This is a genomic window from Fulvivirga marina (assembly GCF_016775155.1).
GTDB lineage: Bacteria > Bacteroidota > Bacteroidia > Cytophagales > Cyclobacteriaceae > Fulvivirga > Fulvivirga marina.
In genome coordinates, this window is record NZ_JAEUGD010000066.1 from 67064 (window position 1) to 93901 (window position 26838).

The 26838-nt window shown below is 38.0% G+C and carries 22 protein-coding genes and 1 tRNA gene; 6 read left to right on the plus strand and 17 right to left on the minus strand.

Going from position 1 to position 26838, the window contains the following annotated elements:
* Positions 1-7 precede the first annotated feature (7 nt).
* Positions 8-907: a hypothetical protein gene (locus JMN32_RS21300; protein ID WP_238354577.1), complete on the minus strand. Its 900-nt coding sequence runs from the start codon at positions 905-907 to the stop codon at positions 8-10.
* A 410-nt stretch (positions 908-1317) separates the two neighbouring features.
* Between JMN32_RS21300 and JMN32_RS21305 the strand changes: the two genes are divergently transcribed.
* From JMN32_RS21305 to JMN32_RS21315, 3 genes are all read left to right on the plus strand, one after another.
* Positions 1318-1563 (plus strand): hypothetical protein, encoded by a 246-nt coding sequence (locus JMN32_RS21305; protein WP_202858408.1) that lies wholly within the window; start codon positions 1318-1320, stop codon positions 1561-1563.
* 12 nt (positions 1564-1575) lie between these two features.
* Positions 1576-1809 carry a hypothetical protein gene (locus tag JMN32_RS21310; protein WP_202858409.1) on the plus strand — a complete coding sequence of 78 codons (234 nt, stop codon included), beginning with the start codon at positions 1576-1578 and terminating at the stop codon, positions 1807-1809.
* 128 nt (positions 1810-1937) lie between these two features.
* Positions 1938-2726 (plus strand): phosphatidylserine decarboxylase, encoded by a 789-nt coding sequence (locus JMN32_RS21315; RefSeq protein ID WP_202858410.1) that lies wholly within the window; start codon positions 1938-1940, stop codon positions 2724-2726.
* Positions 2727-2736: 10 nt separating this feature from the next.
* Here JMN32_RS21315 and JMN32_RS21320 read toward each other — a convergent pair whose 3' ends face one another.
* The 5 genes from JMN32_RS21320 to JMN32_RS21340 all read right to left on the minus strand — a co-directional run bounded on the left by JMN32_RS21320 (position 2737) and on the right by JMN32_RS21340 (position 10369).
* Positions 2737-3882, minus strand: a complete 1146-nt coding sequence (locus JMN32_RS21320) for a PAS domain-containing sensor histidine kinase (RefSeq protein WP_202858411.1) — start codon at positions 3880-3882, stop codon at positions 2737-2739.
* Between the two features lie 54 nt (positions 3883-3936).
* Positions 3937-4404 (minus strand): pyrophosphohydrolase domain-containing protein, encoded by a 468-nt coding sequence (locus JMN32_RS21325; protein WP_202858412.1) that lies wholly within the window; start codon positions 4402-4404, stop codon positions 3937-3939.
* Positions 4405-4585: 181 nt separating this feature from the next.
* Complete coding sequence (locus JMN32_RS21330; protein ID WP_202858413.1) at positions 4586-5959, minus strand: TolC family protein; 1374 nt, start codon at positions 5957-5959, stop codon at positions 4586-4588.
* A gap of 27 nt (positions 5960-5986) precedes the next feature.
* A complete protein-coding gene (locus tag JMN32_RS21335) occupies positions 5987-9184 on the minus strand; it encodes an efflux RND transporter permease subunit (protein ID WP_202858414.1) in 3198 nt (1065 codons plus the stop codon).
* Positions 9185-9190: 6 nt separating this feature from the next.
* A complete protein-coding gene (locus JMN32_RS21340; RefSeq protein WP_202858415.1) occupies positions 9191-10369 on the minus strand; it encodes an efflux RND transporter periplasmic adaptor subunit in 1179 nt (392 codons plus the stop codon).
* Between the two features lie 313 nt (positions 10370-10682).
* Between JMN32_RS21340 and tyrS the strand changes: the two genes are divergently transcribed.
* The gene (gene tyrS / locus JMN32_RS21345) at positions 10683-11966 is read left to right on the plus strand and encodes a tyrosine--tRNA ligase (RefSeq protein WP_202858416.1); all 1284 of its coding nucleotides are present in this window, start codon (positions 10683-10685) and stop codon (positions 11964-11966) included.
* A gap of 81 nt (positions 11967-12047) precedes the next feature.
* On the opposite strand, the gene JMN32_RS21350 is transcribed toward tyrS, so the two are convergent.
* The 3 genes from JMN32_RS21350 to JMN32_RS21360 all read right to left on the minus strand — a co-directional run bounded on the left by JMN32_RS21350 (position 12048) and on the right by JMN32_RS21360 (position 14097).
* Positions 12048-12635: a porin family protein gene (locus tag JMN32_RS21350; RefSeq protein ID WP_202858417.1), complete on the minus strand. Its 588-nt coding sequence runs from the start codon at positions 12633-12635 to the stop codon at positions 12048-12050.
* 99 nt (positions 12636-12734) lie between these two features.
* On the minus strand, positions 12735-13313 hold the full coding sequence (locus JMN32_RS21355; RefSeq protein WP_202858418.1) for a porin family protein: 579 nt from the start codon (positions 13311-13313) through the stop codon (positions 12735-12737).
* A 178-nt stretch (positions 13314-13491) separates the two neighbouring features.
* Positions 13492-14097, minus strand: coding sequence for a porin family protein (locus tag JMN32_RS21360; protein WP_202858419.1), 606 nt, complete (start codon positions 14095-14097; stop codon positions 13492-13494).
* Between the two features lie 211 nt (positions 14098-14308).
* On the opposite strand from JMN32_RS21360, the gene JMN32_RS21365 reads away from it, so the two are divergent.
* A complete protein-coding gene (locus tag JMN32_RS21365) occupies positions 14309-14902 on the plus strand; it encodes an outer membrane beta-barrel protein (protein WP_202858420.1) in 594 nt (197 codons plus the stop codon).
* Positions 14903-14993: 91 nt separating this feature from the next.
* Here JMN32_RS21365 and JMN32_RS21370 read toward each other — a convergent pair whose 3' ends face one another.
* From JMN32_RS21370 to JMN32_RS21390, 5 genes are all read right to left on the minus strand, one after another.
* Entirely contained in the window at positions 14994-15584 is a 591-nt protein-coding gene (locus JMN32_RS21370) for an outer membrane beta-barrel protein (protein WP_202858421.1), read from the minus strand.
* Positions 15585-15666: 82 nt separating this feature from the next.
* Positions 15667-17658, minus strand: a complete 1992-nt coding sequence (locus tag JMN32_RS21375; RefSeq protein ID WP_202858422.1) for a urocanate hydratase — start codon at positions 17656-17658, stop codon at positions 15667-15669.
* Positions 17655-18422, minus strand: a complete 768-nt coding sequence (locus tag JMN32_RS21380; protein WP_202858423.1) for a patatin-like phospholipase family protein — start codon at positions 18420-18422, stop codon at positions 17655-17657. The genes JMN32_RS21375 and JMN32_RS21380 overlap by 4 nt, the downstream gene beginning before the upstream one ends.
* The gene (locus tag JMN32_RS21385; protein ID WP_202858424.1) at positions 18422-19264 is read right to left on the minus strand and encodes an MBL fold metallo-hydrolase; all 843 of its coding nucleotides are present in this window, start codon (positions 19262-19264) and stop codon (positions 18422-18424) included. The genes JMN32_RS21380 and JMN32_RS21385 overlap by 1 nt, the downstream gene beginning before the upstream one ends.
* Before the next feature lie 318 nt (positions 19265-19582).
* Positions 19583-20530, minus strand: coding sequence for an acetyl-CoA carboxylase carboxyltransferase subunit alpha (locus tag JMN32_RS21390; protein WP_202858425.1), 948 nt, complete (start codon positions 20528-20530; stop codon positions 19583-19585).
* A 178-nt stretch (positions 20531-20708) separates the two neighbouring features.
* Between JMN32_RS21390 and JMN32_RS21395 the strand changes: the two genes are divergently transcribed.
* Positions 20709-20782 (plus strand) — tRNA-Asp (locus JMN32_RS21395).
* 63 nt (positions 20783-20845) lie between these two features.
* On the opposite strand, the gene JMN32_RS21400 is transcribed toward JMN32_RS21395, so the two are convergent.
* From JMN32_RS21400 to JMN32_RS21410, 3 genes are all read right to left on the minus strand, one after another.
* Positions 20846-22528 carry a DUF3892 domain-containing protein gene (locus JMN32_RS21400; RefSeq protein WP_202858426.1) on the minus strand — a complete coding sequence of 561 codons (1683 nt, stop codon included), beginning with the start codon at positions 22526-22528 and terminating at the stop codon, positions 20846-20848.
* A 177-nt stretch (positions 22529-22705) separates the two neighbouring features.
* The gene (locus tag JMN32_RS21405) at positions 22706-23080 is read right to left on the minus strand and encodes a response regulator (protein ID WP_202858427.1); all 375 of its coding nucleotides are present in this window, start codon (positions 23078-23080) and stop codon (positions 22706-22708) included.
* A gap of 4 nt (positions 23081-23084) precedes the next feature.
* On the minus strand, positions 23085-26087 hold the full coding sequence (locus tag JMN32_RS21410) for a PAS domain S-box protein (protein ID WP_202858428.1): 3003 nt from the start codon (positions 26085-26087) through the stop codon (positions 23085-23087).
* Between the last annotated feature and the right edge of the window lie 751 nt (positions 26088-26838).

The window sequence follows — 26838 nt, forward strand, 5'->3', positions numbered from 1 at the left end:
AAAATGACTATCCAGCTTTCTCAAAATCAAATTCTTCCAGAAAACTTTTAGCTTGCTCCACGGTCTGAAAGGTATATGCTTTCCTTTCACCAGACGAACCGTGAATCTCTACTTTAACTACACTCACCAGAGCATTTTTCTTGAATTGGGACTTCTCAGGCTTAAACCCTTCATAACTCTCCTCTTTAGCTATATGGAACTGAGTAGCTCTAACCGAACCACAATACTTACACTCATAATGCTTTATGAGTTCGCCTTCCTTAGTTTCTGTAGGAGGCTCTATGATCTCCTCACGCACAACTTTAAGTGTATAAAAACCACAGTTACCACACTGTAAAGCCTCAAGGTGACCAGGGTATTTTTCGATTTTAGTATAACCAGTATCTTCATCAATCCACACATCATAGTCTACAGAAAAAACATTTTCTTCGGCTTTCATCCCTTCATCCAGATGGACATCTTCCTCATCCTCACTTAAAAGCCTCATCTTATTACCAGTCTCAGCATTTATTCGCGGCGTATAACGCCACTTTCTTAGCTTCTTATTGAGTTTGGTTGGGTAATAGTATTGTAAGACCAATGAAGCTATGTAACCTACTAGCGTACCCCCTGCTACTGAGATAAACGACCTGACAAAAAACCAAACAGGATCAAAAGTTAAAGAACCTTTGCCATAAGTATTGATCATCATTGCTACAGCTACAGCTATACAAATGAAGCTTATCTTATAGACCTTGATTTCATTGTTGCGTATGTAATCATATTTTTCCTTGAACCCGCTTATCATAGATATGCGTAACTGGTGGTAAATAAAGATAATAATGGATAATACAAAAAAGAAGATAGCCCCAATTATCATCGTTAAATGCCACGTTTCAAGAAAGCCTCCTGCCGTAGATTCTTCCATAGTCACTTTTCTGTTTTATAGTTTTACAATTCTTAAATATAATTAAATAGTTGATAATCCCCCGTTATAAGCATAGTCTAATTGAGTGCGCCGGCAAGAATAATATGAAGACTTCCATATACTTAACCAGGAACAGCTAATACTTTACTAACTGACACTAAAAATGTTCAACATACATTTCTGAAAACTACATTCACCTGAATAGTAAATTTCTTAGCTATAGACCTTAAATAAAAAAATCACAAAAAATCATTTAACAAACTCAAAATCAACTATTTAAATAGAACAACCTTAAATCACACTCAAAATTATCTTGTGCATTATTACACAATAATAATTTATATAAATTTGCTTATATAGCTTATATTATGTATTATTACATTTCAAACGTGTGCAAAATAACACATTAAATGAGCGAATTTGAGAAAAGGAAATTAGACGAACAATTTTCAAGTTTTGCCAGACGAAACTTTGAAAAGCCCAAAAGATGCAAAAACCTTGAACAAATCAGGTTTTACATTAAAGAGTTATCCTCTGAAGTAGAGAACCTTAAACTAAGGTTTAACTATGTGCCCAATTCGGCATATGCTCTTTTAGCACAATACAACTCTATTCAGAACAGTATGCTTTACTCTGACTTCAAGAATTCATATTAAAAGGAGATTTTTATGGGTAGTTTGAGATTTGTACCCTCCCCTATTCCTTTCAGATACAATTTTGTTTACAGTGCTACTGCAAATCAGTCCGGTCGTATGCAATACCACAAGATCAAACCGGGACAAAGCAAGGAACGTATTAGCCGGACTGAGTTTATCCATGTCTTTAACAACGCCAATATTCTAGCGGTACGCCCTCTACCACTAAGCACTTCGCCTGTATTCCAACTGGAATTTTACATCTAGAAACTATTTCATATTACATACGTTGCCATTGATCATTCATTGCATGTTGTTGGTCTAAATGGTCTCTACAATGTCATCTTTTCATCATTGAAGCTCGTAAAAACCTATAGGTTCAATAGACACACTCAATGACAACACTCTTATATCGCTTCATATCATTAAACATCTGGGGGCTTCTTCCTGCTTATTGGCAAAAGCAAGTATCTAAAATTTACTCCAAAGTCTACAACAAAACCTTCACTCGGTATATAATTCAGCCTTACTGTAAGTTTAATGGACTGGGTGACGACTACCTGGGTTTATTCCAATCAGAGAACGGACGCAAGGGATATAGAAATTTTCAGGATTTCTTTACAAGAAAGTATATAGAACCTCCCAAAATTAACTCTCCTTATATCTGGCCATGCGAGGGCCTGCTTTGCGACATCGGCCTGGTAAGCAGCATGCCTAAAATTAATGTCAAGGGTGACAAAAGGCACATTCGAGCTATTTTTGGCAGCTATGGAAGTAAAATACCCGATGACTACTACTTTTCCAATATATTCCTACATAACAATAATTACCACAGAATACATGCCCCTGTTAGTGGCACTGCTGTTGACTATGAGCGCATTCCTGGTGAACTGATACTTCTAAGGCCGTGGGTCTATAAAACAGACCCTTCACTACCAGCAATACGTAATGAACGGGTTAATGTAATACTTAGGGATGACGATGGTCTTTTTTGGTACCTTTCAATCGTCGGAGGACCGGCAGTCGGCACTATAGTGCTTAACAAAAACTTTAAACCTGGGACTTATCTATCTATTGGAGATGAAATAGGCATGTTTTTACTAGGGTCAACTTGTTGTATGGCAACTCCAATCGAAAGCACAGTGATAAAAGGAAGTAAAGTACAAATGGGGTCTACTTATTAGACATCAGCTTTTATTGCAGACTTGGCAGCCTAATCTCAAAACAAGTACCCTCTTTAACCTCTGAAGTACATTTTATCGTTCCACTTAACTTAAGTAAAGTTTCCTTAACAATGTATAATCCAAGACCCGAACCAGTCTTTACATCTGTAGCACGATAAAACATATTGAATATATTTTCAAAATGTTCTTTGGCTATCCCAATCCCGTTGTCCTCAACAGATATCACTACAGCACTACGATCTCTGGTTATCGATATTTTCATGTAACTTGTCTCCTTGTCCAAGTCACTGTAACGGATAGCATTTGAAACAAGGTTATTAAGAATAATAAATATTCTGTAACGGTCTGAGTAAAAATCATCAATGGGATCAATATTGATAATCTTTTTGATTTGTTGGTCTTCCGGCAAAAACTCGAAGTTATGAAACACTTCAATCAGTAGACGATTAAAGTTGACCCTTTCAACCTTAACCTCAGTTCTGGTATTCCTGGAATACTCCACAAGGTCATTCACAAAATCAGCTAATTTCTCTATGGCCAGCTTGATCCGTTCGAGATAATAGTCAGGATCAGTATCATGGTCAACCTCCATTAAGTTGAGTAGCCCCTTAACGGACAGAAGCGGAGCTTTTAAGTCATGTGAAGCACTATAAACAAATGCATCAAGAGTCGCATTGAGGTTTTTGAGTTCTTTATTATTTTTTAATAACTGATTCTCAACCGCTTTTCTTTCTGTGATATCGCGACCCGTTGCCACTATAACATCTCTACCAAAGTACCTGCCTTTTCTTAAAATCAGCTCTTTAAGGAAAATCCCCTGATCTCTTTTTATACTCCACCACTCAACTGACTGTGCGACTCCTCCCTCCCACACAATTTTGATCTTGCTTTCTACATCCTCTATGTCATTCATATTGGGGGCAGAAAACATAACTGGCGTATTGCCTATAACTTCTTCTTTGCTATAGCCATACTTATCCACCACCGCCTGATTAACATCAATAAATACACCATTCTCATCGTGTATATAAATCAAATCAGTGCTATTGTCAAATAAATCTTTGAATGTTTGATCCCCCCCAGATGATTTGTTTTGGTGGACCAACGCTTTTAACCGCTTTACTTCAGCCTTTAGATCTTCGATTTCCTTTGACATTTAAAATCCAGAATATTCTATAATTTAATAATTTCTGTGTTTAAACAGAAATTATTACTTAAGAATAGATTTTAAATCGGCAGGAGAATAGTTTATAGATTTGATAGTCTTGTTATCTGAAGTACGGAATACCAGGTACTTCCCATCAATTTCTTTGTAATAGCACGCTGTATCTTTCTCGGCTTTGTAATACTCAACTGTTGCCTGAGCATCTTCTTCAGTATCACAAGCTTTACTCATATTTGATCTTTGAACTTCATCAAACAGTTCTTTAAATTTTTCTCCAAGACCAAACTCTAACACTGCGCCTGACAACACGTATTGAATATCGCATAAAGCATCCGCAATTTCAATGATATCCTTGTCCTTAATAGCTTCTTCAAGCTCCTTAAGCTCTTCTGCAATTAAGGATACCCTTAAAGCACATCTCTTTTCATCGGGAATTGATGGATTATCCAGAATAGGATGTTGGAAAGTTTTGTGGAACTCTGCCACCTGCAAAAGAGAATCTGGTTGTTTCATATATATAAGGAATTAATACAAAGGTAAAATCAATGATAAGATAACTGGAAGACAATGACTTGCCAGTACTACTAATCAGTTGCAATTTTAAACATTAAATTGTAGTGGGAAAAGAAAACCCATGATAATCATGGGTTTTCTTTTAAAGTCATCATATCATAGTTTACAACCAGGCCGCGCTTTACTCGGAAAGATAAGTTTCTATTATACCTCCTGTCAGACGCATTAAGCTCACCTTTGAGTCTATAACATTATAAAGTGATTGTAATTCCTGAATAGCAGCAGTAAGGTTATCATTTTGAACGGTTCTATAGTCGAACGAATTGATTGTTCCATTTTTAAACTTCTCCTCTGAAATTTGAAGGTTTTTTTCAGTGGCCTGCATTCTCCTGTCACTGATCCTGTAAAGTCTCGTCCTGATTTCATATTCATCGTGAGCCTTGGCCAAGTCCCTGTACAATGTATTTTGGAGACGCTCAGTTCTGATATTTTCAATATCTTCAGTAATGAGAGTATTTTCAATTGCTCTGTTTATTTTACCACCATTAAACAGTGTAAACGAGAGTGTGAAGTTGCCAAAGTAAGTATCCGTTATCGCATTTAATGGATCAGAAGGGCCGGGGGTGCTTGTTCCATCACTAGAAGGAAAGGTTGCATTACTCAAATCTACCCTACTGCGATTGTGAGAGTATCCAGCGCTAAAACTTAATCGTGGATATTTATCAGCTCTACTTATAGCCACATCGTAGTCAAGGATACGTTGAGCAATATACTGCTTCTTTAAATCAACATTTTGCGCATTGAGCTTAGACATTAGATCGGCCATTTCATAAGTTTGGATTTCCACCTCCAGCTCATCTGTTAATACATAGGTTTTATCAACATCCTGCTCCGCTAATAGTACATTTAAATCCCTTATTGCGTTCCTGTAATTCAGCTCCTGATTGATAAAATTGGTCGAATCAGTTAGGTAATTAGTTTCTTCAAGCAGCAGATCTGTACTCACCGCACTTCCTATATCTGACTTTATTTTAGTATACTCATATTTGTCTCTTGAAAGATGCAACTGCTTTTGAAACTCTTCCAAGCGTTCCTTTTCTAATACAGCCTTATAATAACCTAAAATTATAGATTGGATCGCATTAGCTATAACAATCTCTGCATTGCCTTTAGACTGAGCCTGGAGTTGCTCCAGGCGATGTTTGCTCATATTGATCTTAAAGCCATTAAATAATGTCCAATCAAGATTAACTGATGGGTTTAAGCTATTGGAAATGGTCTGATCCTGAAGCTGAAAGGGACTAGCTGTCTTCACATTGTCCGTTAACGAGTTGTTTTGATTGAGGTTAAGTGTAATTGTAGGGTAGCGACCTGCTTGCCCCCAGCTATTATTATTTTCAGCAATCTCGACGTTCTTTTTTTCAATATTAATATCATAGTTCCTTTCCAGACCTAATTGTATGGCTTCAGAAAGAGATAATTCCTGTTGGCCAACAGCTTTTAGAGAAGCTGCCAAAAACATAAAAAGTATTAGTATTAAATAATTATATTTCATTCTTAGCTAAAGTTTCAAGAAGTTTTATCAGGCTGATTTCTTGTATTTTTCCAATCTATGCTCATCAATAAGCACTCTTTCAACGTCTTCACGAGTTGGCTTCTCTCCTGTCCAAAGCCACTTAGCATATCTCCTCACATCATTAAAAACGAGGATAATCACAGGGAAGAAAAGTAGGATAATAAATGTACCTATCAGTACACCGTAGGCTACGGCAATAGCCATAGGAATTAAGAACTGAGCCTGGAAACTCTTTTCTATAATGAGTGGCCATAAACCAACCACTGTAGTGATAGAAGTCAGCATAATAGCCCGGAACCTTGCAATACCAGCATTGTAGGCAGCTTGATACACAGATTGACCTTCGTCTTTAACCAGTGAATTATACTTTGACAAAAAGACAACGGCATCGTTAATGATCACTCCCGAAAGTGCTATCATACCCCAGGCACTCAGCAATGACACGGGGTGTCCTTCAATACCATGACCTATTGATGCACCTACCCAGCCTAAAGGGATCATCATAATGATCATTATTGCCTGATAAAAAGAGCGAAATGTGATCATGATAATAAAGAATATCAACAAGAATGCACCCCCAAAGAATAAGCCTATCTCCTGCCCTGCTCTGGCACTTTCTTTAGCCTGCCCTCCATAGTCAACTTTTACGGTAGGAAACTTAGCCTGCAGTTGTGGGATGATCTCATTTTGAACCTTATTTTGTATAGGAGGAACCTCTGCAAAAGGGTCAACAAGATCCGCTTCAACAGTTACTGCCCTGTTACTATTAAAGTGACGTATACCGGAAATACCTCTCTCCACTTTATACTCTGACAGCTGAGACAATGGGTACTGCTCACCACTAGATGTCTTGACTTTCATGTCCTCGATATGACCTATATTTAAGCGTCCAGAACTCGGGTACCTTACCCAAACTCTAACCTCATCGTCACCCTTTTGGAGCCTTTGAACTTCCTCACCAAAAAAGCCCTGCCTGATCTGCTGCGTGATATCATTATGTGTTAAGCCTAAGAAGTAAGCTTCAGGGGTCAGCTCAAAGAGCATTTCCCTCCTGCCTATCGCAACATTATCTTCAATATCCTTCAGGTCAGTAATTTTACCTAGCTCCTCTTTCAAAAACTCCTTAGCGGTCCGAAGTTCGTCATAGTTTTTTCCGAGTAGTTTTACCGACACTGGTTTACCCCATCTGTTTCCACCCCCTATGTTATACTTTTCAGCCTCAGGCACCTTGCCAATTTTTGCTTCAATTCTGTTGATCAGGTCAAAGCTATTAATACCATAGTCATCTAACTCCTTATAAAAGACATTGATATTTCCTGCATGTGAACCTGACTCTGAACCATCACTGGTGTTGCCAACTGACCCAAAAGTGTAATTAATAATATTGTCTTCTGTTTCAAGGTCATCCTTAAGGTCCTCATTGACTTCCCAAACTGCATTATCAAACCTATCCAGATAGGCCTCCACTTTTGTTTCTCTCTCTCCTGGTTTAAAAGCTATATTAATATTGAAGCTATTAAATGGGATTTGTGGAAAAAAGGTTGACTTGATAAAACCTCCCTGAAATAACCCAGCCGTAATTACAAACAAAGAAAGAATGAGACACATAGAAATAAACCTATACTTCATCGTATATTTCAATGCATTGCCATAGAGGTTAAATCTCATGAAATCAATTACTTTATTGATAGAGTTCCTGATCTTATAGCTCCGGGTATCTTCCTTTTTAACACTGAGAACACTTTTACTAGCCAGGTGAGCCGGAAGCACAAAAAATGCTTCAACTAAAGAAAACCCAAGACTGAAGATTACGACAAACGCCATATCACGAAGAAACTCAAACCCCCCGGTAAGCAGAAGCAAGGGAAGAAATGCTACAATGGTAGTTGTTACAGAAGTAAAAACAGCCGGAACTACCTCCATAGTCCCCTGAACTGCTGCCTTAATAGGATTCTTGGTCTTTTCAAAGTGGGAGTAAATATTTTCTGCAATTACAATCCCGTCATCCACCAAAATACCGATAACCAGTATCATTCCGAACAATGATATCATATTGATGGTAAGCCCTACAAATGATCCCAATATAAACATCCCCAGAAATGATGATGGAATACCCCAGGCAACCCAAAATGACAATCTCAGACTAAGGAAAGTACCTAGGGCTATGAGCACTAACAGCAAACCTATAACACCATTACTAGTCAGTAATTCCAATCGCTGATTCAGCATGGTCATGAAATCCCAAGTCAGATCAAGCTGTACTCCTGAATGTGTAGCATTGAAGTTTTCTACATAAGGCGTCACAAATTCCGAAATCTCTTGCAAATCCTCTTCTTCAAGCTTGCTAACCTGGATAAATACAGCTCGTTTCCCGTTCAACAATGCCTTATTGGGCTGATCGGCATATTGCTCTTTTATGCTGGCTACATCTTTTAAAAGTAAATTGCTACCATCAGAGTTTGAGCGGATTATAATTTCAGCAATAAGCGCAGCGTCGGTTTCTTTGGCTTTCGACCTGATCAATATCTCTTCACTTTGGGCTTTGATAGATCCTGCGGAAATATCCCGGTTATTTTGACGAACTGCCGTAGCCACCTGACCAAAGGTGAGTCCAAAACGGCTAAGGTCTGCTTCTGAAACTTCAATGGAAATCTCTCGTTCCGGAAGCCCGCTAATGCTGACTTGAGAGATTACCCCAGAAGCTAAGAGATCATCTTTGATTTCCTCTCCATATTGCTCCAATACACGCAAATTGACATCACCAGTTAATGCCAGCCATTGAGCTACAGACTGTTGCCTCTGCTTATAAATGATAGGCTTTTCAGCACTTACAGGAAAGGAATTTATACCATCAACTGCATTTTTAACATCCGTATAAACTTCATCAATATCATAATTTTCTAATGTCAAAACATTGATATTGGCGGAGTTTTCCGATGAGGTGGATGAAACCTCGTCTATCCCGGCAATGCTGGTTAAAGCCTCTTCTATTTTCAAAGTAACCCCCTCTTCCATCTCTTCAGGGGAAGCTCCGGGATATGTTACCTGGATAATTATATTCTTATCTTTCCTAGTGGGAAAAAATGATTTTTTGGTACCCAATAAACTAGCCAGACCTGCAAGTAATGTGATAGCAATAACTATATTGGCTAGTATAGGGTATTTAACAAAATACTCTACTAAATTCTGTATGCCTTTTACCATTGAGTTTTAATTTTTAACCAATTTGCTACCTGAGCCATCTTTCTTCTCCAGATCAATATCTTTTTCACTTTCCAGTTTATAGGCCCTCATATTATTGTGAGCATTGATCAATGGCTCTACAACCAAATCCGATTGTTCTTTAAGCCCTGAAAATATCGCAGTTTCTGCATTCATTTTATGAATGTCTATTTGCTCTACATTTAGCGTACTATCATTGAGTACGAATACTTCATTTCCATTAAAGATTGCACTACGAGGGATTATCATTCCATTTTCGACCACTTTACCCGGTATAATGGTTTTTAAATATTCACCATCGTACATTCTATTTTTCCCTGCAACAATGCTGATAAAAACATCAATAGATTGGGTTTGCTGATTAACGAACTCTCCTATTCGTGTTACCATACCTGACCATTCGTGGCCACTTTCAGAAACTACTCTCGCCGGAGACCCAATTTCTATCCAGTCAATATCTGAAGTAGCCACATCAACGCGTAGCTCGAGCTTATCAGACCTCAAGAGTTTACCAATATTATTGCCAGGGTTAACATAGGAACCTGACTGTAAATTAACTATTGAAATAGTACCATTAAATGGCGCGTAGAATCTATACTTCCTTAAATGAGCTTCCGCACTTTTTATACTGTAAAAGCTGCTAAAAATATTCTTCGTAGCAAGAAAAGTCTTCTCCTTATTACTTTTGTATTCAGGAAGTTTCGGCAACGATTTGTTAAGATCAATAGAGTTAAAGTAGTTTTCCCAAGCACTATAATTATCGCTAAAGTCAATTTTAATGTCAGGCAAAATAGCTGCTAAATCCTTTAGGAAAGTACTCTTTTGTGATTGAAGATTTAGTCTTGTTTCTGTATCATCAATTTTATATAAAAGCGTTCCTTTTTTAAAGCTTTGCCCTTCTTTTAAAGGCACTGCCCCTCCTGACATTCTCCCTGATACCTCTGCTATCATATCTAAAGACTCGGCCGTTCGAACCCTACCGAAGGCCTCTATCTCTGTTTTGATCGATTTATATGCAACGGGTTCGGTTTTAACATATTTTTTCACTTCAACAGGTGTCTCTACTTTAGGAGGATCTTTCATACCACCTAAAATACCACTCAATAGAAAAGAACCGATAAGTAAAAACAAACCTATCCCAATAATAACGACTTGCCGTAATTTCATAATTAATTAAATATATCTAACAATAGAGACTGATATAATATCATTAAGTTTCATTTCGAAGACAAAAAATGCTGCCCCTGTTGTTTTTATTACTTAAGCGGACAAAAAAGATGGTGAATGATCGCTAAAACATGCCTTTTCGCATGCCTGATACCATTTCAAACAAATATAGCGACTGTTAGTTTTCCTTGCACCAGACAAGTTCAAAATATTATTTCTTATGGCAATAAAGGCTTCTGAAACTCTTATTTGATACAGCTGATTTTCTATATTTGCAGCCTATATATCACCTAATTTTCAACAAACAATAGAAATGACAGATTTTGTAGACGAACTTAGATGGAGGGGCATGATCCATGACATTATGCCAGGTACTGAAGACCAACTAAAAAAAGAAATGACTTCCGCTTATATTGGCTTCGATCCTACTGCCGATTCGTTGCACATTGGAAATCTGGTTCAGATCATGACACTGGTTCATTTTCAAAGGTCTGGACATAAGCCCTTTGCACTTGTTGGAGGAGCCACTGGCATGGTTGGTGACCCATCTGGTAAGTCCGCTGAAAGAAACCTGCTATCCGAAGATACCCTAAATCATAACCTGGCCTGTGTTAAGGCACAACTTGAAAAATTTCTTGATTTCGATTGTGGAGACAACTCAGCTGAAGTTGTTAACAATTATGATTGGTTCAAAGATTTCAAGTTCCTGGATTTTATTCGTGATGTGGGCAAGCACATTACCATTAATTACATGATGGCTAAAGATTCAGTAAAAAACAGGTTGGAAGGTGGTATGTCCTTCACTGAATTTAGCTACCAACTGGTACAAGGCTACGATTTTTATCACCTATTCTCTAATAAAAACTGTAAACTGCAACTGGGTGGTTCGGACCAATGGGGCAATATTGTTACAGGTACCGAATTGATTAGAAGAAAAGCTCAGGGCGAAGCATTTGCTATAACCACTCCACTAATTAAAAAAGCGGATGGTACGAAATTCGGAAAAACTGAAGAAGGTACAGTATGGCTGGACCGTGAGAAGACTTCTCCGTATAAATTCTACCAGTATTGGATGAATGCGTCGGATGAAGATGCAGCAAACTTTATCAGAATATTCACACTTTTTGAAAGGGAGTATGTTGAGGCTATTGAAAAAGAACACGCTGAGGCTCCGCATGAGAGAAAGTTACAACAGGCTTTAGCCAAAGACATAACTACAAGAGTACACTCAGAAGCTGACTATGAAATGGCGGTAAAGGCATCTGAGATTCTTTTTGGAAAGTCTACAACTGAAGACCTAGCCTCTTTAGATGAAAACACTTTGCTTTCCGTTTTTGAAGGGGTTCCACAAACTGAAATTAGCAAAGAGGCTTTGCTGCAAACTGCCAATGTAACTGATCTCCTTTCTGAGAACACCAATGGTATCATTTTTTCTTCCAAAGGAGAAGCCAGAAAAATGATCAAAGGTGGCGGAGTAAGTATCAATAAGTCAAAAGTAAATGACCCCAACGGTATCATTAATTTTGATTTATTGCAAGGCAAATACCTTTTAGCTCAAAAGGGAAAAAAGAATTACTTTTTGATCCATGTAGTATAAATTCTGTTAAACTACATTATGCACAAAAAGGCCTCACCAAGAGATAATAGTGAGGCCTTTTAATTTTAGAAGGATACTAATTTAATTTCCTAACTCAAAAAGCCTGTAACCTACTGATACCTGAAATACTTGATTTTTAGCCTCTGCTGATGAATCTCCTGTATCATTGATATCCGACAACCCTAAGTTGTAGCGAGCATCCACCGTAAGACCAAAAGGTAAATCCCATCCGGCACCAAGCCCCAGACTTACCTCAGAGCCTTTAAGTTGCTTTTTTACATCTTCTTCAACGCCATCATAAACTTGTTCTGCCGAAGCAAGAAAACCAAATTGTGGTCCAAGTTGCAGGTTTAAACCTCCCAGAAGGTATAACTTGGCAATAACAGGAATGTTGATGTAAGAGTAGTTAGACTCCAATTCACTTCCATTAATATCTAACTTAGCACCTTGCTTAGAGAAGATCACCTCTGGTTGTACTGCCAGTTTGGTAAACTTCAACGTAGCAAACACACCTGCATGATAGCCAGTCTTAGCATCTGTATCAAAGTCTGAGTTGAAATTGGCAAAATTCAACCCTCCTTTGATCCCTAATCGAAGCCCAGCCTGAGCGTTAGATTCTACAACATAGCCAAATAGACAAATTGCTGTAATCAGTAGTATTTTTTTCATTTCACAAATTAAGTATGGTTAAAATTTCAAAAGAAAAGCCTCAATTAACTTGAGGCTCTTTCAAAAAAACGAAAACAAATCTCTTTATGTTATACTGAATTACATAAATTTCCATCCAACAAAAAGCTGGAAAGTTCTATTTTTAACTTCAGTGTTAGAAGTAGAAACATCATTAATGTCAGAAAGACCAAGAACATACCTTGCTCCACCTACAAAGCCAAGGGGTAACTCAACCTGACTACCTACAGCCAAGCTTAAATCTGAACCTTTAAGGTTGTCCTTTATATCTGTACCATCCTGCTCAGCAGACGCTAGTATACCAAACTGAGGACCGGCATGTACACTTAATATTTCAATAGGCTGAAATCTTAGCAAAATTGGAATCTCTAAATAACTTAAGTCCGTTTCGGTTGACCCAAGCGCTCCCAGGTCAAACTCAGAACCTTTAGTAGAATATAATATTTCAGGCTGTAAACCCAATTTGTCTGAAAACATCAAGGAAGCAAAGGCTCCAAAATGGAAGCCTGTTTTTCCATCTGGAGAGACAGATAAACCATCGGCCTCAAAATCCTGATTGGCAAAGTTAACACCTGCCTTTACTCCCAGGCCAATGCCCTGAGCATGCAGACCTATAATAGAGATTATACTAAAAATCGCTAATAAAGTAATTTTTTTCATATTGTTGTTTTTTTGTTTTTGGTTTGTTGCAATATAAAAAACAAACTGCTAATTGGCTTATTATATTGAGTAATACTTTAAGTCAAGACTATGCTGTATCTTATAAATTGATCTGGTTTTACAAAAAAGCCTGACAAATTTGCCAGACTTATCCTTTATCTATATAATATAATAACTCTTAATTATCCAAAATCTTAAACCCAACGTTTACTTGAATAACCGCATTTTTTGCATCGCCTTCAACTCCATTTACATCCTCCGCTATATTAGCTAACCCCAGTTGATATCTCATACCAAAGTTGAATTTCCCGGCATTCGCACCAAAACCAAGCATAGCACCAAAATCAGTACTTTTAAAAGCATCTTTATTGTCTCCACCTAATACACCGAGTGATCCTGAAATATTGGCCTCTGCATTTGTTAAGAAACCAATGTATGGTCCACCTTGCAAATAAAAGTTCTCGCCTAAGTAAACATTAGCTAAAACAGGAACATTAACATAGCTAAGTTTTTGCTTAAGTTCAATTGAAGTTCCTGAACCATCATCAAAATCATATTTTGCTCCTTGTCCAGAAAGTATTAATTCAGGTTGTAAGCCCAGTTTGTCAGAAAGCATAAATTCAGCAAAAACACCAAACGTAAAGTTGAATTTAGAGTCAGAATTATCGAAAGAATCCCCATTGAGGTTAGCTATATTAGCACCCACTTTAACTCCAAAATCCTGCGCGTTTGTAGCTGCTACAAATGCGATCACTGCGAAAGCAGAAAGTAAAACTTTTTTCATAATTATTGTTTATAGATTAAAAAGCGATCAGATAATTTTTATCTGATTTGTTTAACATTTAACTGCTCCATACCAAAAGCATGCCAACCTATCCAGCGTAAGCAAAATTCTTAACCCCTCTTTAAAAATTTCGCTTTTCCCATTGGATTTCATATTTTGGCGCAACTTATTTCGCAAGCGAAATAGATTTTTTTTAACCAAACTTTATTCTATGAACAGATTTCTATTATCCATTACGCTACTTCTCATAGGGGCAGTAGCCGTTAACGCACAAGAGTACAAGCCTTTTAAATTAGGTTTAGGACTAGGGTATGCATCACCTAGTGACGGTGGTGGTGGCGTTCTTTTTGAAGTTGAACCTGCTTACAGGCTTAGTGATGAAATTGCCATTGGCCTGAGACTGGGCTCTGCAGCTATGGCAAGAGCCATTGGAGCAACAGAAGGAAGTGTTTCAGGAAATGCCTCTTATACAGTTAATGGCCAGTATTACTTAAGTAATGAAAAATTCAGACCCTATGTAGGAGTTGGTGTTGGTGTTTTCTCTTTAGCTTCAGTTTCATCATCAGTTACTATTGGAGGTACTACCGCTACCGCTGCAGCATCTAGTGAATCTAAAATTGGATTCTACCCAAGAGTTGGGTTTGATCTAGGTCACTTCAATGTCAATATCGACTATAACATCATTGGAGCAAGCTCCCCTGATGTTGTTGTAACCGGTGGTACAGGTACTGTAGAAGTTGATGATATCAAAAATAGCTACCTGGGAGTCAGAATTGGTGCATTTTTCTTTGGTGGCAGGAACTAGATAGTTTATAAGTCAAAAGCCCTCAAAACTGAGGGCTTTTTCTCATATTTTACGTTATAAACTAGTAGCCAACTGAGGCTACTATAGAGTATTATAGAAAGATCTGAAAACCAACACTTATCCTTAAGCTATTGTCTATAGTCTTAACCTCTGGGTCAGAATCTTTATTAGTAAAGTTGTATGAACCATATGATAGCATAGGCTCCAGTGAAACATTATCATTTAAAAACAAAGCGTATCCTGCTCCAAGCCTCCATGTAAATACACCAAATTTGGTTTCATCTGTTCCTCCAGCATCTTCATCCACTTCTTTAGCTGAGCCAACACCAAACCTTCCTAATCCAAAAAGGCCACTGCTATGATAATATTTCACAAAAGGGCCGAAATTAAACGTAGAAAACTTGGTCTCAAAATCTGTTTGATCTTCCGTAAAAGTTGACGAAGATATTTCCAACTCAAGGCCTCCTGCCAATCCGTCCATAAAGAAATACCCCACATTAGGGTTAAAAGATACAGAAAAGGTATTCCCTCTATCCACAGTAGTACTTCCTGCCTCTAGTTTATTGTTTTCAAAATCCATAGATACACTACCACCTGCTAAAATACCACCCTGCTCTGTTTGCGCTTGGGCAAAGCATGCACCAGCTATCATAATAATTCCAGTAAGTAAAGTTTTTTTCATTATTTCGGTTTGTTTAGTTAGTTATGACGCAAAGTTATTTTTTATTTATATCTTATCAATCATATTTCCACCCAAAAGTTTCTTAGCCCTTCAAAAGAGACTCATCCACAAGGTTAGGCACAGTCACCTTTAAACGACTGTTTCTTTCCATTTCCCTTTTAATGGCAAACATGGCTTCGTCATTCCTTGCCCAACTTCTGCGTGCAATACCATTATTGACATCATAAAACAACATGCTCTCCAGTTTTCGCTGAGCGTCAGAGGTTCCATCGAGTAGCATACCGAAGCCACCATTAATCACCTCTCCCCAGCCAACGCCACCACCATTGTGTATAGACACCCAGGTTGCCCCTCTAAAGGAGTCTCCTATAACATTGTGGATAGCCATATCCGCAGTGAACTTTGAGCCATCATAGATATTTGATGTCTCTCTATATGGACTATCTGTCCCGGAAACATCATGATGATCCCTTCCTAATACTACCTCTCCTACTTCCCCTTTTCTTATTGCTTCATTAAAGGCTGAAGCTATTTTCATCCTACCTTCTGCATCTGCATATAAAATTCTTGCCTGCGAACCTACAACCAGTTTATTCTCCCCGGCTGCCTTTATCCATTTGATATTATCAGCCATTTGCTGCTGTATACGCTCTGGGGAGTCTTTCATAATTTCTTCCAACACTTTTGAAGCTATCTCATCAGTTTTTTCGAGATCTTCTGGTTTTCCACTTGCACAAACCCAACGGAACGGTCCAAAGCCATAATCGAAGCACATTGGTCCCATAATATCCTGAACATACGAAGGATATTTAAAATCAATACCGTTATCAGCCATAATATCGGCCCCTGCTCTCGATGCTTCCAGCAGAAAGGCATTTCCATAATCAAAAAAGTATGTTCCTTTTCCTGCATGTTTGTTGATGGCAGCCGCTTGTCTTCTTAGGGATTCCTGAACGTGCCCTTTAAACTTCTCAGGCTCATCAGCCATCATTTGATTAGCTTCCTCAAAGGTCAACGTCACTGGGTAGTACCCTCCTGCCCATGGGTTATGCAATGATGTTTGATCTGACCCCAGATCAATAAACAAGTCTTGTTTATAAAACTTCTCCCATATCTCAACCACATTACCCTGGTAGGCTATAGATACAACTTCTTTATTTTCCTTGGCTTGCTTAACTCTTTGCACAAGCTCATCCATACTATCAATCACCTCGTCCACCCAGCCTTGGGAATGTCTGGTATGAGTAGCTTTTGGATTTACTTCAGCCACGACAGAAACACAACCTGCAATATTACCCGCCTTAGGTTGAGCACCACTCATTCCCCCAAGGCCTGAAGAAACAAATAATTTACCTGAAAGGCCTTCACCCGATTTTGATATTTTCCTTCCTGCATTCAATACAGTAATTGTAGTACCGTGCACTATCCCTTGAGGGCCGATATACATGTATGACCCTGCAGTCATTTGTCCATATTGGGTAACTCCAAGCGCATTGAATTTCTCCCAATCATCCTGCTTTGAATAATTAGGTATCATCATACCATTAGTAACAACCACTCTGGGAGCCTCTTTTGAGGAAGGGAATAATCCCATTGGGTGTCCGGAATACATATGCAAAGTCTGTTCATCAGTCATTGTGGCAAGATATTGCATAGTAAGTAGATACTGTGCCCAGTTTTGAAATACAGCTCCATTTCCACCATATGTAATCAACTCATGAGGATGCTGAGCCACAGCAGGATCAAGATTGTTTTGGATCATCATCATGATAGCAGCCGCCTGCTTTGATTGATGAGGATACTCTTCAATAGGTCGCGCATACATATCGTAGTCAGGGCGTAACCTATGCATATATATTCTACCATACAGATCTAACTCTTCTCTAAATTCATCAATGAGCACTTTATGATGACGCGGATCAAAATACCTCAGAGCATTCCTTAAGGCCAACTCTTTCTCGATTTCACTTAAGATCTCTTTTCTTTTAGGCGCATGATTAACATCTTTATCATACTCTTTTTTTGAGGGTAATTCATAGGGGATACCTTGAAGTATCAGTTCTCTAAAATTCATACTTTACAGGTTTCTGTTATTTTTTGTTCTTCTATCTGCTTTATGGCTTGTTCATACCCTATTCTATAGATATCATCAATATTTGTCAGGTCAAGCACTTTGTAAGTTTCAAGTCCCAAAGGTTCTATAAAAAAATCACATTGACTACTTCTATTATAGACATTGCAACCAATTGCTAGCAACAAGGCTCTTTCCATTACCAGTCTCGCATTTTTCGGCTCAAAATTATGATCAATAGGGTTTGAGTGCGAACCTATAAGAACATCGCAACTCTTTCTTAAAGGTTCATAAGGTAAATTATTTAATATCCCGCCATCTATATATAGCTCTCCTTCGAATTCAATAGGGTCAAACAATACCGGTATACATGATGAGGCGCACACTGCCCCAATAAGCTTCCCTGAACTAAAGTATTCAGTCATGCCAGTTCTCAAGTTTGTCGCAGCAACGTGCAAAGGGATTTTTAGTGCCTCAAAACTATTGTGAGGCATAAGTTGCTCTAAAAATTTATGCATCACGTCCATTTTAAGTATTCCACGCCAACTCATGGCTGGTTGCAGAAAACGAAAAGCCTTAACTTCTTTTACAATACTGAGAATGTCGTCAGTACTATAGCCATGCGAGTAAAGAGCTCCAATAATAGAGCCTGCACTGGTTCCTGATATCTCAGAAAAATTAATTCCTGCCTCCTGAAGCGCTTTTATCACACCAAGGTGAGCAATACCACGAGCCCCTCCTCCAGATAAGACCAATCCAATTTTCATTAAAGCACCTCCTTTAAAGAAAAAGTTTTATCAAGCCTCACTCCTTTTTCAGTATGCTTAACTGTACAGCATTCATTAACTGGGTCATGCTCCAAAAAAAGTATGTACCCATTATCTGCCGCTTCCTTTAGGAAAACTTCTTTTTCGGACAATGTAAGTAGCGGCCGGGTATCATATCCCATGACATAAGGCAACGGGATATGGCCTGTAGAAGGCAGTAAGTCAGCGGCAAATACGATTACTTTATCCTTATATTTGATCTTAGGAATCATTTGCTTATCTGTATGCCCATCGACTGTTAATATATCAAACTGGGAAAAGGGCGAACCTCCATCCAACGGCACGAAATTCAAATGTCCACTTTCCTGTATGGGCAAAATGTTCTCCTTTAAAAAACTAGCTTTCTCTCTGGCATTAGGCTCTGTAGCCCATTGCCAATGATCTTGATTGGACCAATATTTCGCATTTTTAAAAACCAGTTCTAAATTACCCTCTCCAACATACTTTACTCCTCCTCCACAATGATCAAAATGCAAATGAGTAAGAAACATATCTGTGACGTCATCATGACTAAAACCTGCCTGATTCAATGAAGCCTCAAGGCTGGCATCGCCATGTAAATAATAATGACTAAAAAACTTTTCACTTTGCTTATTTCCTATACCATTGTCAATTAATATGAGCTGGCCTCCATCCTCTATTAACAGACATCGCATTGCCCAATTACACATATTATTTTCATCTGCTGGGTTTGTTCTTGACCATAGGGTTTTGGGCACAACACCAAACATTGCACCTCCGTCAAGCTTGAAAAAGCCTGTATTAATTACGTGTAGGTTCATAGACTATAAATTATTCTGTTTTCATTTGTTTCAGCACCTCTTTCGCTCTCACCAAAAAAAGACAACCTCTTCCCCTGCACACCCCATAAAAGCCAACCTTGGTTAAAAAATTAGTTTTCAAACGGGTCAAAAAATACTATCTTCCAATAGCAGAGAATCCAAACCCTGAACGCCTTTCTATCTGAGGTCATCAGTTTTCAAATAAGTTTCCTGAAGGTGGTTTTTCCCTGCGGCTATCATTTCAAATATGCACTGGCACCAATTAAAAAGCCACAAGAAAATTCCTGTGGCTTAAATTTATAAAGATTTTTAATGAGCTTACTCCTTTACAACTCCCATTTGACAGAATTTATCTATCCTCTTTTCAATCATTTCCTCAACTGGCATCGACTGCAACTCCTTGGTGTGTTCAATAATCACCTTCTTCATCTCTTTAGACATAGCCTTGAGGTCTGTATGTGCTCCACCTAAAGGCTCGTTAATGATACCATCTATAAGCTGCAAGTCTAACATATCATGCGCAGTAACACGCATGGCCTCCGCTGCCTGTTCTTTATAATCCCAGCTTCTCCAGAGAATAGTGGAACAATTTTCAGGAGATATTACAGAATACCAGGTATTCTCTAACATAAATACCTTATCTCCGATGGCTATGCCCAAGGCTCCCCCTGAAGCTCCTTCTCCTATTACGATACAGATAACAGGAACCTTCAGCATAAACATTTCTTTGAGGTTACGGGCAATGGCTTCACCCTGACCTCTTTCCTCGGCTTCGAGTCCAGGAAAAGCTCCAGGAGTATCTATCAGCGTAATAATAGGTTTATTGAACTTTTCAGCCATCTTCATTAAACGAAGCGCCTTTCTATAACCTTCAGGATTAGCCATTCCAAAATTGCGCAACTGCCTCTGCTTGGTGTTACGTCCCTTTTGCTGACCTATAACCATAAAAGTTTGGTCATTAATCGTAGCAAATCCTCCCACTATGGCCTTATCATCCTTTACGGTCCTATCTCCATGAAGTTCAACAAAGTCATCCGACATCTCGTATATATAATCAAGCGTATACGGCCTTTCAGGATGTCTAGACAGTTGAACCCTCTGCCATCGTGTGAGATTACTAAATGTTTCCTTCTTCAGATTCTTAATCTTAGTTTCCAGAGATTTTACAGCATCTTTGACATCTACATCGCTCTCCTGAGCAATTTTCTTCATGTCATCTAACTTAGCTTCTAGCTCTGCAATGGGTTTTTCGAAATCCAATAGCATGTCTGTTTAGTTAAGGGTACAAAAATATAACTAATATTCACTTTTGGTAAGCATATGAGTTATTTTAAAGGGGTGTGAAAAAAAAATAAATAAATTCCATCCAGGTGTTGCATTTAAAAAAAGGTAGATATACATTTGCATCACCTTAAACGAAAGGGCTAAAAACATAATTTAGAATGGTCTGGTAGTTCAGCTGGTTAGAATGCCTGCCTGTCACGCAGGAGGTCGCGGGTTCGAGTCCCGTCCAGACCGCAAAACAATGTAAACCGTTTAAAACAGAGTTTTAAACGGTTTTTTTATGCCAAATTCTAGGCATTATGGGTTCATCATCACTAACTCTTCTGAATCATTAAAAGCATATTTTTTCGAAGTATCCTCAGGCTCAAAATGATCTGCATTTTCTAGAGATGTACTATGAATACTGAAAGTGGGCTTTTCACTTAAGTTATCAGCTTTCCTTTTATCTGGGATATCCTTTAAAAAGTACTTCGCCCCTCTTCTTCCCACCATAACCCCAGGAATATAAATTTTCTTCCTGGTCCACAATTCAATGGTCCTTGCCTTTGAGAGATAAAACTCATTTTCAAAACCGTAACTTCTAATTGTTCCGGAAGGTCTGTAAACCGCATCTAAATTAAGCTTCCTTAACTCGTACTTTATACCTCCAAATCCAGGTCCACCAATCATAAGGCCCTCTTTTTTAATTACAATAGTATTAGGCGTACCCCATGGCACTGCACTCTCCCTGGTCATAAACATATTTTTACCAAATAATTCCATTCCCGAAGGGAAGGCTCCCAACAATGCTCTGTTCAATGTATTGGCTACGGTTTTTGTAGCGCCGCCTCTCGCTTCATTTTCAGAATCTTCATAAAATCCTGTCCACCCAAACTCAGCAAAACCGAGAGTCAACACATCAGTAAGCCCTCTAATGAAATCAAGCCACGCAGGTAAGTCCACATCAAGGTCCTTCCCATCACCTTTCAACTTACTGTCTACACCATCAACTTCGAAGTCAAAACGGATTGGTCCTTCAATACAAATTGTCGCATCAGGTACAATTCCCCGACCATGAACAGTAATCTTCGTATCCAAATCAACATGCCCATTTCCAAGTTTAAGTTTCACATGGTGCAGGGTCTCCCATCGCTCGTCATCCCAATTGTATGACTTCTCTGGCAGATTGGAACTAAAGTTCTCAACTTTTTCTTCAAATAGTGATTTTGACACACTAATCGTCACCCCATCACCACCATCAAGCAAAGGCAATAACTGTTCAGCTCCAGCCGTCCCTCCCAACCCAATAGATAAGGTAGCCGGCTGAATTTCATTAAAATGAGGGAACAACTTCATTGCCCGAACAGAAAGTCCATCTATATCAGGCAATTGAAACTTTGCCTTTTCTATTAGTTCAATTATCTTGGGGTAAAACTTATTTAGAAGTCCCGGCCTTATAACATTATCATTAATAATTTTAATATTTGAAGGCCCCGTTGAGGTAATTTCAAGATTAAAATCATACCTGATAACTCCTACACCCACTGAAGGCGAAAAATACGGCAAAGCTACCATGATCAGGGTACCAGTAATTTCCTCTACATCCACAGAAGCCAAATCAGCATTGTTAGTTTGCAAATGAAAAGGTACCTGTATTTCAAACAAGACATCCTGCTGCTCCCTATCCACTGGAGGGTCCACATCCTCAAGAGGAATTTCGTTACCATTCTCATCTTTGATTGTCAGCCCCTCAGGGACCGGAACAATTTCCTGATCTTCCAATAAGACTAATTCAATAACTGGTGGAGAGAGCAATATTTCGTTTTTTTCCACCCATATAGTGCCATCGTCATTTTCATGATCAATCTTATCCACAATTAATGGATCGACAATTCCCTTCAGCATGGCCTGCCTTAGCGTCTCTATAATAATATTAAAATCGAAATGAGCAGTAGCTTTAAAGTCTTCCGCCAGCAATGATTCAAAGTTTTCTTTTGACATGTTTAGGTTGATTTTCAGTTAATTTATACGATTACTACTAGTTAAGATACTTTTTATAGCCTATTGAAATATGCTAATGAAATACTGTCTTGTTTGATAATATTACGAAATGAAAACCCGGAGGCAATTAAATAAACTAATTTTCCAGGCCCACATTAAGGTGAAGACCCGTTTGATTTACAGATTCTGGACCCACTCCATAGTTAATGGCTTTGAGATAAAACCTTTTACAGAAGAGTAAGTAAATGCCTTTTCTTTATCTTCCGAGGCTATTGATGAGGTAAGCATAAATAGTCGACAATTATTATTAGAAGCAAATTCAATTTTCTGGTATTCATCCAGAAATCCCCACCCATCCATTTCGGGCATATTAATATCCAGCATAATAATATCAGGAATATCACCCAGACTCGAATTGGCAGACTCTAGATACTCAAGAGCTTCTTTTGGGTTAGTATAAGCATTTACAACATATCCCCTGATTTCGAATAATTCCCGATTAATCATATTAGCAATGGGGTCGTCATCGATGAGCAAAACTTTCCTATCCATTTAATTACTTTAACTTTTTATAGTTTAAAGGTAAGTATACCTTGAAAATCGAACCTTCATTAATATCACTTACAACCTCCACATACCCACCCAAAGCACCAGTCATTGTTTTAACCATGTTTACTCCACCTTTTGCATTACCACCACTATGAAACCGTTGATACAACCCGAAAATTTTATCTCCATACTTTTGCAGATCTATTCCGCACCCATTGTCTTCAACTGACAGACGGATAAAAGCTCCATCATAGACTGTTTTTACCTTGATTTTAGGCTCGCGCTGAGGGTACCTATACATAATAGCATTTGTCAAAAGGTATAACAAGATGTTTCTAATGTAGTTTTTTAATGTGTCAATATGAGCAACCTTAAGATCTTCTAAAATAGAGGCCGAGGAAGCTTCAATATCTACTGACAACTGACCAACTACCCAATCCAGTTCCTCCTTAAATGAAACAGTCTCCATTTTCTCTGCAACCATCTCCCTCACTGAGACAACCGAATTCATATCCCTTACTACCTGATCAAGGCGACTGGCTTCGTCTGCCATTGCCTGAACACAAATTTTATCAACTGTCTCACTTTCATTAATAACCCCCGCAAGACCTAAAATATTAGCAAGAGGTGCCCTTAAATCATGAGACACAATATACGAGAACTGCTGAAGGTTTCTGTTTTTTTCCTTAAGGTTATTGATCAGGTTCAGAATCTCCTGCTCGGCCTTTTTCTTCTCAGATATATCTCGAAAAAACACAGTAAGTCCGTCTTCTGAAGGGTAAGCTTTTGCTGAAAACCATAACTGCAATGAAGAGTAATACCCTTCTGTTTCCATAACTTCCATGGCTTGCATCGCTTGTTTTAACATTTTATAGACAGGCCCACCTTCCAACTCAGGATGTACTTCAAGAAACTCCTTTCCAATAGTCTTGTCTTTACCTAACGGATGCATTCGCAAGGCTGCATCGTTCAAGAATGTATATTCCCACGAGTTGTTAAGAGAAATTACAGAATCATTTATCCTGTTTAAAACAGTTTCCTTTTCTCTGTATTCTGCAAGAGCCTTTTTCTCGGCCTCTAACCTCTGAGTGATGTCAATACCCATACCTATAAGGTATTCTCGCCCTTCGATACAAATACTACATCCCGAGAAATAATAAGGAATTTTCCTTTCAGATTTTGTATAGAAGTAAGATTCTATATCGTCTTTACCTTTTATAAATACAGATTCAATTTTCTCACGCATCACCTCCTTATCCCCCTCATCAAAAAAATCAAGCGGATGCATTTGACTCACCTCTTCGGAAGTATACTCGGATATTTTTTCAAAATTTTTATTCCACCGATAAAATCTCCCGTACCGATCATACAAGTAGAATATACCGGGCAAACTATTTATAATAGAGTCAGACAAGTATTTCTCATAACTGATGGCCTGCTGGGTTTTGACTCTTTCCGTAACATCATAATAATTATAAACTATGGCACCAATGTTAACATCTTCAAGCAAATTGATATAATACCCCTCTAACCAAATGTACCTACCACTTTTATGTTTAAACCTATACTCCGTATGAAATACCCTTCCTGGAGATTGCAACACTTTTTCAAACAATCGCACAACAGCATCTCGATCATCAGGGTGTACCAGGCCAACACCATCTAGTTCCAACATATCAGAAAGTGAATATCCACTTATTCTAATAGTAGAAGGGCTTTGATACCTTACACCCCCATTGGCATCCATTAAAACGATGGCATTGGCACTGTTTTCAATCAGTGCCCTAAAGTACTTTTCACTACTAGCCAGCCGCTCTTTAGCCGTTTTCTGTTCTGTAATATCACGAATGAATATAGATACCCCATCAACAGACGGATAAAAATGACTTTCTAGCCATTTACTTTTTTCAGAGAAGAAGAATTCAACGGATACGTATTCTTGTAAATCCATTGCCTTTTCAAAAGCATCATACCATGGACTTCCCGATAATTCAGGAAACTTAGCCCTGATATTCATCCCTATAACCTGCCCGGATTTCAATCCAAAAAGCTTTGTCGCGCGTTGATTGATATAGGTACATCGCCAATCATTATCAAATGAAACAAAAGCATCACTTATACGGTCCAGGGTGGTTTTTGAATTTTCCTGAGTTGCCAGGAGTTGTGAAGTCATCTCTTTTACAAGTTTTTTGAGCTTTTCCGGTTTTTCCACCCATTGGAATACAAATACGCCCAGTATAAAGGAAAACAATATACCTCCCAAAACAAAGCCATAAACGCTATAATAGATTATTGAACCAGAGGCGCTACTCACATAAAGCATCCATGCTCCGTCCGGCACTTCAATAAAAACTGAAGCTTCTTCCTGAGCGTTAATTTCATCCTTCAGAAAGAACTCCTGTTGCCTGGTAACCGGATTTATTTTTGATAATTGGTATTTAAAATTATGATTTTGGTTTTGCATACCAAAAGCATCAAGGAGTGTGGATAGCTTGATGATTACGACTGAAAAACCAAAAAACTCGCCATCCTTAAATATGGGCAATCTGCCCACAACTCCTTTACCCCCTTGCTTGAGATTAAGTGGCCCTGCAAAAAAAAGCTCTTTTCTTTCAATAGCTTTCATTGCTTCTCCACTAACAGATGAGTCTCTAAGTACATCAAAGCCCAGAGCTGGTTCATTTCCCTGTACGGGGTACACATGCGTAATCACCCCTTTACGGGTAAGCTGTAATGCATCAATATACTTATGAGAATCAAGGATATCATAAGCTACACTGTCAAAGTCTTCAGGCACACCATACTTTTCTACCAAATAACCCAATATACGGGTTGCAGACATACTATATTTTAACATTGCCTCTACCCTGTCACTTAATGAGTAGAGTTCATGCTTCACCTTTTTAGTTTCATTTTCTTTAACAATGAGATATTGCTGATAGGCAAGGTACTGTGTTAAAGACAAAGTCAACAGAAAAGCAAAAAAGCCAATTACACGAGATCTTTTCATTGCATATGGTAAAAGAAACTTGCCAAACTCATTACCAAAACCCAGGATACGTAAGGAAGATATTAAAATTATAGCGAGAATCCAATGCCTAGACTAACATCAAAGCTGACAAGGGTGAATTTCCCCTTTACACTTACTCCACAAATCACTAACTTGCTTATTAATAGATTTTTATAAAAAAATCATATTTATATCAAAGTTAGAGGTTACCTTTTCACTACCTTGTGTAATTACTATAACAACCTCTCCACTAACTGTTTAATTAAAATTATAAAATGATAATTTACAAAACAGGAATGTATCTGTCAGGAATGTTTCTATTATCATTCCCTTTTTATAATATTAACAATTTAGTAATTAACAGGTCAATTTCATAAAAGGCATGCGCTATTAACTTTGTGTTATAGTCAACCAACATTTGCTATCTGGGATGGCTGTATAGCCCAGAGCCTGTTGTTTGTTAGTATTTAAATGATGGAGTCATCAACATCAAAACAAAAAACATTGATACAAATTACATGTTATGACTTACATCATTGAATATCCAACGAAATTATGGTAAATATCCATTGGATAGATTTATAATGAATATTATGTATGAAAAAATTAAAAAAAGTACTTTAATCGTTCATATGTAACTTTTTGAAAAGATCTAACCAGTATAATATTTGGAAAATTAAAATTGTTTAAAAATAAATTTGAATTGTAAAATAAAATTAAACTACTTTTGTCTTTCTAAAAGTCCTTAATT